At 70.9% G+C, this 13,136-nt stretch carries 11 protein-coding genes and 1 pseudogene; all 12 read left to right on the forward strand.

Translation table 11 applies throughout. The features are described from left to right. Window positions 1-4 precede the first annotated feature (4 nt). Window positions 5-397 (forward strand): chemotaxis response regulator CheY, encoded by a 393-nt coding sequence (cheY, locus tag ACJ7VY_RS08695; RefSeq protein ID WP_161615656.1) that lies wholly within the window; start codon window positions 5-7, stop codon window positions 395-397. Next, window positions 397-1,020, forward strand: coding sequence for a protein phosphatase CheZ (locus tag ACJ7VY_RS08700; RefSeq protein WP_199776704.1), 624 nt, complete (start codon window positions 397-399; stop codon window positions 1,018-1,020). The genes cheY and ACJ7VY_RS08700 overlap by 1 nt, the downstream gene beginning before the upstream one ends. Before the next feature lie 4 nt (window positions 1,021-1,024). After that, entirely contained in the window at window positions 1,025-3,004 is a 1,980-nt protein-coding gene (locus ACJ7VY_RS08705; protein ID WP_313231949.1) for a chemotaxis protein CheA, read from the forward strand. A gap of 121 nt (window positions 3,005-3,125) precedes the next feature. Then, window positions 3,126-3,866, forward strand: coding sequence for a flagellar motor protein (locus tag ACJ7VY_RS08710; RefSeq protein WP_104938864.1), 741 nt, complete (start codon window positions 3,126-3,128; stop codon window positions 3,864-3,866). Window positions 3,867-3,869: 3 nt separating this feature from the next. Further along, on the forward strand, window positions 3,870-4,823 hold the full coding sequence (motD, locus tag ACJ7VY_RS08715; RefSeq protein WP_104938865.1) for a flagellar motor protein MotD: 954 nt from the start codon (window positions 3,870-3,872) through the stop codon (window positions 4,821-4,823). Further along, window positions 4,823-5,605, forward strand: coding sequence for a ParA family protein (locus ACJ7VY_RS08720; RefSeq protein WP_104938866.1), 783 nt, complete (start codon window positions 4,823-4,825; stop codon window positions 5,603-5,605). The genes motD and ACJ7VY_RS08720 overlap by 1 nt, the downstream gene beginning before the upstream one ends. A gap of 17 nt (window positions 5,606-5,622) precedes the next feature. Further along, window positions 5,623-6,471 (forward strand): annotated as a pseudogene (locus ACJ7VY_RS08725) (chemotaxis protein CheW); the annotation flags it as partial. Between the two features lie 149 nt (window positions 6,472-6,620). After that, window positions 6,621-6,929 carry a lipid asymmetry maintenance protein MlaB gene (locus tag ACJ7VY_RS08730; protein WP_104938867.1) on the forward strand — a complete coding sequence of 103 codons (309 nt, stop codon included), beginning with the start codon at window positions 6,621-6,623 and terminating at the stop codon, window positions 6,927-6,929. After that, a complete protein-coding gene (locus ACJ7VY_RS08735; RefSeq protein ID WP_104938868.1) occupies window positions 6,926-7,291 on the forward strand; it encodes a response regulator in 366 nt (121 codons plus the stop codon). The genes ACJ7VY_RS08730 and ACJ7VY_RS08735 overlap by 4 nt, the downstream gene beginning before the upstream one ends. Window positions 7,292-7,332: 41 nt before the next feature. Further along, complete coding sequence (locus ACJ7VY_RS08740; protein WP_409475434.1) at window positions 7,333-9,324, forward strand: chemotaxis protein CheA; 1,992 nt, start codon at window positions 7,333-7,335, stop codon at window positions 9,322-9,324. Between the two features lie 248 nt (window positions 9,325-9,572). After that, window positions 9,573-10,733: an OprO/OprP family phosphate-selective porin gene (locus tag ACJ7VY_RS08745; protein WP_409475435.1), complete on the forward strand. Its 1,161-nt coding sequence runs from the start codon at window positions 9,573-9,575 to the stop codon at window positions 10,731-10,733. Window positions 10,734-10,934: 201 nt separating this feature from the next. Then, on the forward strand, window positions 10,935-13,118 hold the full coding sequence (locus tag ACJ7VY_RS08750; RefSeq protein ID WP_409475436.1) for a methyl-accepting chemotaxis protein: 2,184 nt from the start codon (window positions 10,935-10,937) through the stop codon (window positions 13,116-13,118). Window positions 13,119-13,136 lie beyond the last annotated feature (18 nt).

Genomic DNA, 13,136 nt, shown 5'->3' on the forward strand with positions numbered 1-13,136 from the left:
CCTTTTGAACAAGAACATGCGGATCCTGATCGTCGACGACTTCTCGACCATGCGGCGCATCGTCAAGAACCTGCTGGGCGACCTGGGCTTCACCAACACCGCCGAAGCCGAGGACGGGCATGCCGCGCTGGCGCTGTTGAACAGCCAGCCGTTCGATTTCGTGATCACCGACTGGAACATGCCGGTGATGACCGGCATCGAACTGCTCAAGGCGATCCGCGCCGATGCCAAGCTCAAGACCCTGCCGGTGCTGATGGTCACCGCCGAGGCCAAGCGCGAGCAGATCATCGAGGCCGCGCAGTGCGGCGTGAACGGCTACATCATCAAGCCGTTCACCGCGCAGACCCTGGAGGAAAAGCTGGGCAAGATCTTCGAGCGGCTGGCGGCGAGCGCCTGATGACCATGCCCAGCGGAACTCCGAGCGAAAAATCGATCCTGGTGCAACACCTGCAGGACGCGCTGGCGGCGCTGGAAAGCGGCGACGAACACGGCTGGCGCCGGGAAATCGACGCGCTGGCGGCATTGCGCACGCAGCCGATGATGGCCGGGCTGGGGCGGCTGGCGCGCGAGCTTGGCCAGGCCCTGGGCGAGCTGCCGACGGTACCCACCGAGGCCGGCGAGCTGGACGACGCCTGCGCGCGCCTGGACCACGTGGTGGAGATGACCGAAAAGGCCACCCACCGCACCCTGGACCTGGCCGAGCAGTGCCGCGAGCTGGTCAGCGGCCTGCGCGAGGGCAGCGTGCCGGCGATCGAACACGAGCAGGCGCTGGAGCGCATCCGCCACAACCTCACCGAGATCGCCCTGACCCAGAGCTACCAGGACCTGACCGGGCAGATCATCCGCCGCGTGGTCGGCATCGTGCGCCGCGTGCACGAGGGCTTCGGCGCGCTCGGCCTGCCGCCGCCGGAAGACGAGGCCCGTGGCCGCGGCCTCGCCGGCCCGGCGCTGGAAGGCATCGACCGCCACGCCGTCAGCCAGAACGACGCCGACGACCTGCTCTCCAACCTGGGGCTGTGATGCCATGAGCGCCTTCGCCGACGACATCGCCGCCGATTTCATCATCGAGGCCCAGGAAATCCTGGATCGCCTCGGCGAACAGCTGGTCGCCCTGGAGCAGTCGCCCCGCGACAACGACCAGCTCAACGCGGTGTTCCGCGGCTTCCACACGCTCAAGGGCGGCGCCGGCTTCCTCGGCATCAACGCCATGGTCGAGCTGTGCCACGCCGCCGAGGAAACCCTGGGCATGGCGCGCTCGGGCAAGGCGGTGCTGCAGGCGCACCACTTCGACGCCGCGCAGCAGTCGCTGGACTGGCTGCAGGCGATGCTCGACGCGGTGTCGGCCGGCACCGATCCGCAGCACGCGCCGCCGTCGCTGATCGCGCTGTTCGACGTCGATGCGGCCCCGGCCCCGGCGGCACCGGTCGCGGTGGCCGCCCCGGCGACGGCCGGCGACCTGATCACCGAAGACGAGTTCGAGAACCTGCTCGACCAGCTGCACGGCGGCGCCGCGCCCGGCACCCGCCCGGCGCCGGCCAGCGCCGCGCCCGCCGCCAAGGGCGGCGACGAGCTGATCACCGAGGACGAGTTCGAAAGCCTGCTGGACCAGCTGCATGGCGGCGCCGCACCCGGCAGCCGCCCCGTCGCGGCCAGCGCCGCGCCCGCCGCCAAGGCCGGCGGCGACCTGATCACCGAAGACGAATTCGAAAGCCTGCTCGACCAGTTGCACGGCGGTGCCGCGCCCGGCGCCCGCGCCCTGCCGGCCACCGCGCCGGCCGCACCTGCGCGCGTCGCGCCCCCGGCACCGGCATCGACGCCGGCACCGGCACCGGCCGCGGCCAAGGCCGCGGTCGAACCGGAACAGACCGTGCGCGTGGACACCAAGCGCCTGGACGCCATCGTCAACCTGATCGGCGAACTGGTGCTCTCGCGCAACCGGCTCAAGACCCTGCGCACGCGCCTGAAAGACGAGGAACTGGACCGCGCCGTCTCCACCCTGGACATCGCCACCGCACGCCTGCAGTCGGCGGTCATGCGCACCCGCATGCAGCCGGTGGGCAAGGTGTTCTCGCGCTTCCCCAAGGTCGCCCGCGACGTCGCCCGCAGCCTCAAGAAGGAAGTGGACCTGGAGCTGATCGGCGCCGAGACCGAGCTCGACCGCAACCTGGTCGAGGCGCTGGCCGATCCGCTGGTGCACCTGGTCCGCAACGCCATCGACCACGGCGTGGAAATGCCCGACCTGCGCGAAGCGCAGGGCAAGCCGCGAATGGGCCGGGTACGGCTGTCGGCGCAGCAGGAAGGCGACTACGTCAGCATCGAGGTGCAGGACGACGGCGCCGGCATCGACCCCGAGCGGCTGCGCGCCAAGGCCCGCGAGAAGGGCCTGCTGGACCCGGAGGCGGCGGCTCGGCTGAGCAGCGAGGAGTGCCTGCACCTGGTGTTCCTGCCGGGCTTCTCGACCAAGCAGCAGGTCACCGACATTTCCGGCCGCGGCGTCGGCATGGACGTGGTGCAGTCGCGCATCCGCGAGCTGAGCGGGCAGATCCAGATCCAGTCGGAGCTGGGCCGCGGCAGCCGTTTCCTGATCCGCGTGCCGCTGACCCTGGCGATCCTGCCGACCCTGCTGGTGCAGGCCGGCGAGGACATCTACGCGCTGCCGCTGGCGCGGGTGATGGAAGTGCTGCACGCGCCGCGCACCTCGCTGGGCTGGTTCGACGGCCGCGCCGTGCTCGACCGTAAGTCGCACACGCTGGCGCTGGTCGACCTGCGCCAGTGGCTGGACGTGGAACCGGCGCAGTCGACCCTGCTCACCATCGTGGTGCTGCAGATCGGCGAGGCCCGCTTCGGCCTGGTCGTGGACCAGGTGCGGGGCCGCGAGGAAGTGGTGATCAAGCCGCTGCCCAAGGCCCTGCGCGGGCTCAAGGGCTATGCCGGCGCCACCCTGATCGGCGACGGCCGCATGGCGCTGATCCTGGACGTGGACGGGCTGCGCAGCCAGGAGTAAGCCCACCGGTCGCGCCGGTAGCGGCGCATGACCGCCGCAGCCCGCGGCCACACCCGCCCGCCGCGCCCGCGGCCGCCCCCCACCCGTTCAAGTACCCCGCGCAAACGCCGATATCCGTTAAATGGACAGACTCAGCATCATCGGACTCTTCCTCGCACTGGCCTCGCTGGTGGGTGGCAGCATACTCAAGGGAGCCGGCCTGTCCTCGCTGTGGTCGCCGGCCGCCTTCGTCATCGTCATCGTCGGCACCGTGGCGGCGATCCTGCTGCATACCTCGCCGGCGATCTTCCGCCATGCCTTCAGGATCGTGCGCTGGGTGGTGCAGCCGCCGGCCAGCGACCGCCAGGCGCTGATCCGGCAGATCGTGGAATGGAGCAACATCGCCCGCCGCCAGGGCCTGCTCGGGCTGGAGCCGCAGGTGGAGATGCAGGACGACCCGTTCCTGCGCAAGGGCCTGCAGCTGGTGGTGGACGGCGTCGAGCCCGACGCGATCCGGCACATGCTGGAAATCGAACTCAGCGGCCAGGAACACCGCGACCTGGCCGCGGCCAAGGTGTTCGAGGGCATGGGCATCTACGCCCCGACCCTGGGCATCATCGGCGCGGTGCTGGGCCTGATCGCGGTGATGAAGAACCTGGCCGACCCGAGCAAGCTCGGCCACGGCATCGCCGCCGCGTTCACCGCCACCATCTACGGCATCGCCTCGGCCAACCTGCTGTTCCTGCCGGTCGCGGCCAAGCTCAAGAGCGTGATCGCGCACAACAGCCGCGAGCGCGAGATGATCATCGAAGGGCTGATCGCCATCGCCCATGGCGAGAACCCGCGCAACATCGAAACCAGCCTGGCCGGCTTCGTGGGCTGAACCATGGCACGCCGCAAGTCCCACGAAGAGCACGCCAACCACGAGGCATGGGCCATCCCCTATGCCGACCTGATGACGCTGCTGCTGGCCTTCTTCGTGGTGATGTACGCCATTTCCTCGCTCAACGAAGGCAAGTACCGGGTGATGGCCGATGCCCTGACCACCGCCTTCGGCGGCGCGCCGCGCACCATCACCCAGGTCCAGGTCGGCCACCAGCAGCTGCAGGGCGGCGGCCACGACACGCCGGCGGTGATCCGCGCGCCGAGCATGACCGGCGGCGCGGTTTCCGACCCGACGCGGCTGCCGTCGATGGCGTCGCAGATGACGCGCCCGGTATCGCTGCGCGACCGCGAGCAGCTGCAGCGCGCCGAACGCCAGCTCGGGCAGATCGCCGAGAAGCTGACCCGGGCGCTGGCGCCGCTGGTCAGCCAGGGCGTGATCAGCGTGCGCCGCACCGAGCTGTGGATCGAGGTCGAGATCAACAGCGACATCCTGTTCGCCACCGGGTCGGCGGCGCTGGACGCCGACGCGCGGCAGACCCTGGGCAAGCTGGCCGACGTGCTGCGCGACGTACCCAACGGGGTGCGCGTGGAAGGCCATACCGACGACATGCCGATCGCCACCGCGCAGTACCCGTCCAATTGGGAACTGTCGGCCGCGCGTGCCGCCAGCGTGGTGCACCTGTTCGCCGACCACGGCGTGCAGCCGCAGCGGCTGGCGATGATGGGTTACGGCCAGTTCCGCCCGCGCGAGAGCAACGCGCTGGCCGAGGGCCGCAACCGCAACCGCCGGGTCATGGTCATCATCCTGGCCGATTCGGCCGCCAGCGCCGAGGCGCTGGCCGACGGCGCGACCACGGTCGACGCCGCACAACCCACCCGCGATGCCGCCGGCGCCGAGGCGCCCGCGCGCACGTCCGGACCGGCCTTGCCGGCAGCAATAGAAGGAGTGCACTGATGCGTATCTGGGCCATTGCCAACCAGAAGGGCGGCGTCGGCAAGACCACCACGACGCTGGCGTTGGGGCGCGGCCTGGCCGCGCTGGGCCAGCGCGTGCTGTTGATCGACCTCGATCCGCACGCCTCGCTGACCCGGGCCTTCGGGGTACCGCTGGACCCGCCGCCGCCGGGCGTGCTGGAACTGTTCGCCACCCCGCCCGGCGAGATCGCCGCGCTCGCGCGTGGCAGCGCCATCCCCGGGCTGGACTACCTGTGCGCGCAGGCCGCGCTGGCCACCCTGGAACGGCGCAGCGCCAACCAGCCGGGCCTGGGCCTGGCCCTGCAGCATGCGCTGGCGCAGCACGGGCAGCGCCACGACTACATCCTGCTCGACTGCGCACCGACCCTGGGGCTGCTGATGATCAACGCGCTGGCCGCGGCCGACCGGCTGATCATTCCCACCCAGGCCGAACCCCTGGCGCTGCACGGGCTGGAAGGCATGGTGCGCACCGGGCAGATGGTCGAGCGCTCGCGCGGCCGGCCGCTGCCGGTGTCGATCCTGCCGACCCTGTTCGACCGCCGTACCCGCACCGGCAACGAAACCCTGCGGCAGATGCAGGACCGGCATGGCGAGCGCGTGTGGGAAGACGCGATTCCGATCGACACCCGCATCAGCACCCCGGCCACCCTCACCGCCCCGGCGCACGACGACGCCTACCCGGGCCGCGGGCTGTCGGCCTACCGGCGCGCGCTCGAATGGCTGCGCGCCGAGGACGCCGCGCAACTGGAGCGCGCGGCATGAACGGCACCGACGTACTGGACGACTACCTGGGCGAGCTGCTGCTCGACGCGATCCCTGCGCCGGCACCGGCAGCGGCGCCGGTCGCCGTCGCCGTGGCGCCGGCCGCGGCTGACGCGCCGGTGGCCGTACCCGCGCCCGTTCCGGCCGCGCCGGTCCCGGCCCGCGCCGACCCGGTCATCCCCACCCCGGCACCACCTGCAGCGGTGGTGGCGCCGGCGGTGACCGCGCCAGCCGCGCCGGCCCCAACCCCGGCCCCGATCCCGTCCCCGGCCCCGGCCGCCACGCCTGCGCTGGCGCGGACCGCCGCCCCGCCCGCGGCCAGCGAACCCGGCCCCGCGCCTACGGCCACGCCCGCGGCGGCGGACGGCAACAACGTCTGGGCCGCGTTGCAGGCGCAGGCACGCGAGCCGCAGCGCCCGCAGCGCCGCGCCAGCGAGCGCACCTCGCGCTGGCTGCGCCTGCGCTGCGGCGCCCAGGCCTATGCACTGGAGCTGCTCAAGGTGCAGGAAGTGGTGCTGCCGGTGCCGCTGCTGGGCCTGCGCGGCACCGCCGCCTCGATGCTCGGCATCATGAACCTGCGCGGCCAGGTGGTACCGGTGATCGACCTGGGCCTGCACCTGGGCTTCGCCGCGGTCGGCGAAGGCAGCCAGACCCGCATCGTGGTGCTCGAGGAAAAGGGCGAGGTGCTCGGCCTGCGGGTGTCCGCGGTCGAGGACGTGGCCAACCTGACCGAGTCGCAGATCGAGCCGCCCGACACCGCCCGCATCTGCCAGATCTCCAACACCCTGTTCCGCGGCGTGGCGCGCATCGGCCAGCAGCCGATGATCCTGCTCGACGCCTCGGAACTGCTGCAGTGCGAGCGCTGAAGACGCATGCGCGCCGGCAGCGGACACCCGCCTGGCGCGGCCGCCGTTCCGTGCGCCAGTTCACGAATTCACGCGCCTGTGTCCGCGCCCCTTAAAGATCGTTCCAGCGCTGCCGTTAACTGGTCCAGTACCGTCTCTCCGGAGCAACCATGAGCACTGTGGCACTGGCGCAGGACCTGGGCATCGAGTCCACCAGCGACCTGAAGCAACACCTGGCCCCGCACCTGGGCCAGAGCGGCGCGTTGCGCGTGGATGCCAGCCAGGTGGGGCGGGTGCACACCGCCGCCATCCAGGTGCTGTGCGCCTTCGTCCAGGCCCGCCGCCAGGCCGGCCATGCCACCGTCTTCGACGACGCTACCGACACTTTCCGCGACGCCGCGCGCCTGCTCGGCGTCCTCCAGGCCCTGGGCCTGGACGCAACCCCTGACAAATCGAATTCTGTGGAGAACGTTGCATGAGCGCTCGAATCCTGGTGGTGGACGACTCGGCGTCGATGCGCCAGATGGTGGCCTTCGCCCTCACCTCGGCCGGCTTTTCCGTCGAGGAAGCCGAGGACGGCGCCATCGCCCTGGGCCGTGCCAAGGGCGCCAGGTTCAACGCGGTGGTCACCGACGTGAACATGCCCAACATGGACGGCATCTCGCTCATCCGCGAACTGCGCCAGCTGCCGGACTACAAGTTCACGCCGATGTTGATGCTGACCACCGAGTCGGCCGCCGACAAGAAGTCCGAGGGCAAGGCCGCCGGCGCGACCGGCTGGCTGGTCAAGCCGTTCAACCCGGAACAGCTGGTCGCCACCGTCCAGAAAGTCCTGGGCTGATCGCCCACCCACCGCCCCGAACCCGACCGGATAGCGCGCCCATGAGCATGGACCTGCAACGTTTCCACGCCACCTTCTTCGAGGAAAGCCGCGAAGGGCTGGACGCCATGGAGGCCGGGCTGCTGGCACTGGAGGACGGGCAGCAGGATCCGGAAATCATCAATTCGGTGTTCCGCGCCGCGCACTCGATCAAGGGCGGCGCCGGCACCTTCGGCTTCGAGGCCATCGCCGGCCTGACCCACGTGCTGGAAACGCTGCTGGACGAGCTGCGCGCCGGCAAGCGTGCGCTGGAAAGCGCCGCGGTCGATGCCATGCTGTCCTCGGTGGACGTGCTGCGCGCGCTGCTGCGCGAGGCCGAACACGGCCAGGCGGCCGACCCGGCGTTGGTCGCCGCGGTCAAGGCGCGCCTGGAAGCGGTGTTGTCCGGCGCGGCCGCCGCGCCGGCCGCGGCCCGCCAGGAAGCCCCTGCGACCGAGCCGGACGGCTGGCAGATCGGCTTCGTGCCGGCGCCGTCGCTGTTCATGAGCGGCAACGATCCGCTGCGCATCATCCGCGAACTGGAAACCCTGGGCACGCTGCAGGTCCAGGCGCGCATGGAGCGGCTGCCCGGCTTCGAGCAGATGGACCCGCTGGAAGCCTACATCGCCTGGGACCTGGGCCTGACCGGGCGCATCCCGCGCAGCAAGATCGAAGACACCTTCGCCTGGGTGGTGGACGACTGCGAGCTGGACATCCAGCCGATCATCGCCCCGCCGAGCCTGGCCACGCACGCGCCGACGCCGGCGCAGGAAGTGGCCGCCGAGGTGGTCGCCGCCGCGCGCCCGGCGGCAGCCGCGGCGCCCGCCGCGGCGGGCGGCCACGAGGCCGAGAGTTCGATCCGGGTCAGCGTCGACAAGGTCGATGCGCTGATCAACCTGGTCGGCGAGCTGGTGATCACCCAGGCGATGCTCAAGCAGGTATCCGGCGGCCTGGATCCCTCGCACGCCGAACGCCTGCTGGCCGGGCTGGACCTGCTCGAACGCAATACCCGCGACCTGCAGGAAGCGGTGATCGGGGTGCGCATGCTGCCGGTGGACGCGGTGTTCCGCCGCTTCCCGCGGCTGGTGCGCGACCTGTCCTCGCGCCTGGGCAAGCAGGTGCGGCTGCGCACCATCGGCGAAGGCACCGAACTGGACAAGGGGCTGATCGAGAAGATCGCCGATCCGCTGGTGCACCTGGTGCGCAACTCGATCGACCACGGCCTGGAAATGCCCGACGTGCGCCGCCAGGCCGGCAAGGACGAGATGGGTACCATCACCCTGGCCGCCTCGCACCAGGGCGGGCACATCGTCATCGAGGTCAGCGACGACGGCCGCGGCCTGAACCGCGACAAGATCATGGCCAAGGCCCAGGAGCGCGGGCTGGCGGTGCCCGACAACCCGACCGACACCCAGGTCTGGGACCTGATCTTCCAGCCGGGCTTCTCCACCGCCGATGCGGTCACCGACCTGTCCGGCCGCGGCGTCGGCATGGACGTGGTCCGCCGCAACATCCAGGCGCTGGGCGGCGAAGTGCAGCTGGAAAGCCAGACCGGCGCCGGCACCCGGGTGCTGATCCGGCTGCCGCTGACCCTGGCCATTCTCGACGGCATGACCGTTTCGGTCGCCGGCGAGACGCTGATCCTGCCGCTGGCCTACGTGCTCGAGGCGCTGCAGCCCAAGGCCGAGGACATCCGCACCATGGCCGGCGAAGGCCGGGTGCTGCGCGTGCGCGGCGAGTACCTGCCGATCCTGTCGCTGGGCCAGTACTACGGCTACCGCCAGGACAGCCACGCCGACCCGTTGGTGGTGGTGGTCGAGGGCGACGGCCAGAAGATCGCCCTGGAAGTGGACGAACTGCTCGGCCAGCAGCAGGTCGTGGTCAAGAACATCGAGAACAACTACCGCCGCATCGGCGGCGTCTCCGGCGCGACCATCCTCGGCGATGGCCGGGTGGCGCTGATCGTCGACGTCGGCGGGCTGGTGCGCTCGCTGCGGCTGCCGCAGGCCGCCTGATCGGTCCACCGCGTCGCGCCATGGCCTGGCATGCACGCCAGGCCGCGCGGCGGTGCCGGGGTGCTTGTGCCGGGGCGCTTCCGGCGCCGGCCCCCTGCCGTTGCCGCCGCATCCTGCTCCCCGCAAACCGCTCCACCGCGCGCCGCGTGGCGTACGGATCCGGCTTCCCGCGCCACCAGCGGCGCGGGAAGCCCCACCGAACCCGGCCCACGCCGCGGCGTGCCGCCCCCTCGCTCCAGGACACCCGCATGCATCGCCTCGCCCCGCTCGCCCTGCTCACCCTCGCCGCCCCGGCCCTGGCCGGCACGCAGGCCGACGCATGGCCCCCCCGGCTCGCCCTGGCCAACGGCACCGAGGCCACGCTCACCGGCAACTTTGCCTGGGACGTCAACCGCTTCGACGCCGATGGCGCCGCCCTCGACAACGACCAGGACTGGCGCCGCAAGGAGTTCGGCGTCGCCATCAAGCGCAAGGGCCTGTACGACTTCACCGCCTCCTACGACTTCCAGTCCGACACCTGGTTGGACGTGGCCCTGCGCCTGGAGAGCAAGGGCCTGACCGGCCGCGACCTCGGCAAGTGGCGCATCGGGCAGATGAAGCTGCCGCTGGGCTTCGAAGGCAATACCGCCACCCGCAGCGGCGCCTTCATGGAGAACGCACTGCCGACGCAGGCGTTCTACGAAGGCCGCCGCATCGGCGTGGACTGGGCGCTGGAGCGGCCGCGCTGGCTGTTCAACGCCGGCGCCTACCGCCACGACCTGCAGGGCAACAACCGCGGCGACAGCCTCGCCGCGCGGCTGGCCTGGACCCCGCGCAAGCAACCCTCGCACGTACTGCACCTGGGCATTTCCAGCACCCGCGAGCGTCCCGACGCCGAAACCAACGGCCTGGGCGTGGAGGTCGCGCCGAGCGTGCGATGGCGGGCCAGGCCGGAGGCGTCGCTGACGTCGCTGCGGCTGGTCGACTCGGGCACCCTGCGCGAGGTCGAGCGCATCGACCGCCGCGGCCTGGAGGCACTGTGGATCGAAGGCCCGTGGTCGCTGCAGGGCGAGTACCTGCAGCAGACCACCCGCCGCCACGCCCTGCCGCACTACCGGAGCGACGGCTGGTACCTGGCCGGCAGCTGGCTGCTGACCGGCGAATCGCGCACTTACAGCGGCGGCAACGTCGCCAATCCGCGCCCGGCCGGCAGGCACGGTGCCGTCGAGCTGCTGGCGCGTTACAGCCGCATCGACCTGGACGATGGCCTGATCCGTGGCGGCCGCGAACACAACTGGACCGTGGGCGCCAACTGGTACCTGGGCAACCACCTGAAGTTCCAGGCCAACTACGTCCACGCTGACGCCCGCCGTGGCACCGCGCACTGGCAGCCCGAAGTGGTGCAGCTGCGCGCGCAGCTGCATTTCTGAGGCCACCGGCGGGCCGCCCTGCCGTTCGTCCGGAACCCGCCGCCGGCGGCTGCACGGACGTCAAGAAGCGGACGCCAGCGCCGATACCGCAAATGTGCACCCCGGGGTGCAGGCCTCCCGTCGCGGCCCTTCCATATTGATGACGTCATGCAGGCGCGCCGGGCCTGCCCGTCGCTGAGCCTGTCACTGGAGATATCTGCGATGAAATGGTTCCAGAACCTTTCGATCACGCGGAAACTTGCCCTCGCCTTCTGCATCACCTGCATGATCACCCTGTTGATGGGGGGCTTCTCGCTGTGGCGGATGATGCTCGCCAACACCCAGATCGAGCAGATCAACAACAACTGGATGCCGGCGGTGCAGCAGCTGGGCGAAATGCGCGCGCAGCTGGGCGAATTCCGTACCTATGAGCAGGCGCAGCTCAGCTACCAGGGCAACCCCGAGCAGCTGGCCGACTACGACAAGCGCCTGGCCGACACCCGCGGCCTGATCGAGGCCGCCGAGAAGGCCTACGACGACATCGACACCGACTACACGCCGGAAGAACTGGCGATGTACGAGAAACTCAAGCAGCACCGTGCGGCGTACTTCGCCGCGCACGAGCGCATTGCCGCGGCCATCGCCGCCGACGATTTCGACACCGCGCGGAGCATCTCCTCGGACGAATCGCGCAAGCAGCGCCGCCTGCTGTTCGACCAGCTCAAGCAGATGTCCCAGTACAACCAGGAGCAGCTGGCCCGGGATGTGGCCGCGTCCCGGCAGGCCTACCAGCGTTCACTGATGGCGGTGGCCGCCGGCATGGCGCTGTCGCTGCTGCTGGCCGCCCTGCTGGGCTGGGCCATCATCCGCTCGATCACCCAGCCGCTGGGCGAAGCGGTGCGCGTGGCCGACGATGTCGCCGCCGGCAAGCTCGACCGCCGCATCGATGCCTCGCGCCGCGACGAAGTCGGCAAGCTGCTGTCCTCGATGCAGCGCATGCAGGCGCAGCTGCAGGCAGTGATCGCCGCGCAGCAGGAAATGGGCCGCCAGCACGACGCCGGCATCATCAGCTACCGCATGGACCAGGCCGCCTTCCCCGGCGACTACGGGGTGATGGTCGCCGGCACCAACCAGCTGGTCGGCAACCACATCGGGGTCAAGATGCAGGTGATCGAGCTGGCCCAGCGCTATGCCGTGGGCGACCTGACCCGCGACATGCCGGCGCTGCCCGGCGAGAAGGCCGAGATCACCGAGACCATGGCCACCATCAAGCGCAACCTCACCGCCATCAGCAGCGAGATCCGCCGCCTCAGCGGGGCCGCGGCCGCCGGCGATTTCAGCCAGCGCGGCGACGAGCAGCGCTTCGAGCATGATTTCCGGCAGATGGTGCACAACCTCAACGCGATGATGGAGGCCACCGACCACAGCCTGGCGCAGACCTCCAGCCTGCTGCAGGCCATCGCCCGCGGCGACCTGACCGCGCGCATGCACGGCGAGTTCCAGGGCGTGTTCGCGCGGATGCGCGACGACGCCAACGCCACCGTGGCGCAGCTGACCTCGATCGTCGGCCGCATCCAGCAGGCCGCGGCCAGCATCAACCTGGCCGCCTCGGAGATCGCCACCGGCAACAACGACCTCTCCCGGCGCACCGAGCAACAGGCCGCCAACCTGGAGGAAACCGCCGCCTCGATGGAGGAACTGACCTCCACCGTGCGCCAGAACGCCGAACACGCGCGCCAGGCCAACCAACTCGCCCAGGGCGCGGCCGGCGTCGCCTCGCAGGGCGGCCAGGTGGTCGGCCAGGTGGTCACCACCATGGCCGACATCGAGGCCTCCTCGAAGAAGATCGCCGACATCATCAGCGTGATCGACGGCATCGCCTTCCAGACCAACATCCTGGCGCTCAACGCCGCGGTGGAAGCGGCCCGTGCCGGCGAACAGGGCCGCGGCTTCGCCGTGGTCGCCTCGGAAGTGCGCACCCTGGCGCAGCGTTCGGCCGGCGCCGCCAAGGAGATCAAGGAGCTGATCGAGAACTCGGTGGACAAGGTCTCCGAAGGCTCGGCGCTGGTCCACCAGGCCGGCAGCACCATGGGCGAGATCGTGACCTCGGTGCAGCGGGTGACCGACATCATGGCCGAAATCTCCGCCGCCTCGCAGGAACAGAGCGCGGGCATCGAGCAGGTCAACCAGACCGTCACCCAGATGGACGAGACCACCCAGCAGAACGCCGCGCTGGTGGAGGAAGCCACCGCCGCCGCACGCGCCATGGAGGAGCAGGCGCACCAGCTGAGCGAGGCGGTCTCGCAGTTCCGGCTGGCCGCCGCGCCGGGCACGGTGCGCGTGGCGGCGGCCGCACCCGCGGTGCGCGGCATCGGCCTGGCCGCCGCCGGCGCGCAGGCGCACTGAAGTATCCGTCGCGCGGTC

It is taken from the genome of Stenotrophomonas sp. Y-13, assembly GCF_046267925.1.
GTDB classification, from domain to species: Bacteria; Pseudomonadota; Gammaproteobacteria; order Xanthomonadales; family Xanthomonadaceae; genus Stenotrophomonas; species Stenotrophomonas acidaminiphila_A.

What these genes read in the sequence shown, in the direction of transcription:
- ACJ7VY_RS08720 (WP_104938866.1), top strand. Translation starts at nt 4,823, where the DNA reads ATGCGTATCTGGGCCATTGCCAACCAGAAGGGCGGCGTCGGCAAGACC.
- ACJ7VY_RS08745 (WP_409475435.1), top strand. Translation starts at nt 9,573, where the DNA reads ATGCATCGCCTCGCCCCGCTCGCCCTGCTCACCCTCGCCGCCCCGGCC.
- ACJ7VY_RS08740 (WP_409475434.1), top strand. Translation starts at nt 7,333, where the DNA reads ATGAGCATGGACCTGCAACGTTTCCACGCCACCTTCTTCGAGGAAAGC.
- ACJ7VY_RS08750 (WP_409475436.1), top strand. Translation starts at nt 10,935, where the DNA reads ATGAAATGGTTCCAGAACCTTTCGATCACGCGGAAACTTGCCCTCGCC.
- ACJ7VY_RS08700 (WP_199776704.1), top strand. Translation starts at nt 397, where the DNA reads ATGACCATGCCCAGCGGAACTCCGAGCGAAAAATCGATCCTGGTGCAA.
- ACJ7VY_RS08710 (WP_104938864.1), top strand. Translation starts at nt 3,126, where the DNA reads ATGGACAGACTCAGCATCATCGGACTCTTCCTCGCACTGGCCTCGCTG.
- motD (WP_104938865.1), top strand. Translation starts at nt 3,870, where the DNA reads ATGGCACGCCGCAAGTCCCACGAAGAGCACGCCAACCACGAGGCATGG.
- ACJ7VY_RS08735 (WP_104938868.1), top strand. Translation starts at nt 6,926, where the DNA reads ATGAGCGCTCGAATCCTGGTGGTGGACGACTCGGCGTCGATGCGCCAG.
- ACJ7VY_RS08730 (WP_104938867.1), top strand. Translation starts at nt 6,621, where the DNA reads ATGAGCACTGTGGCACTGGCGCAGGACCTGGGCATCGAGTCCACCAGC.
- ACJ7VY_RS08705 (WP_313231949.1), top strand. Translation starts at nt 1,025, where the DNA reads ATGAGCGCCTTCGCCGACGACATCGCCGCCGATTTCATCATCGAGGCC.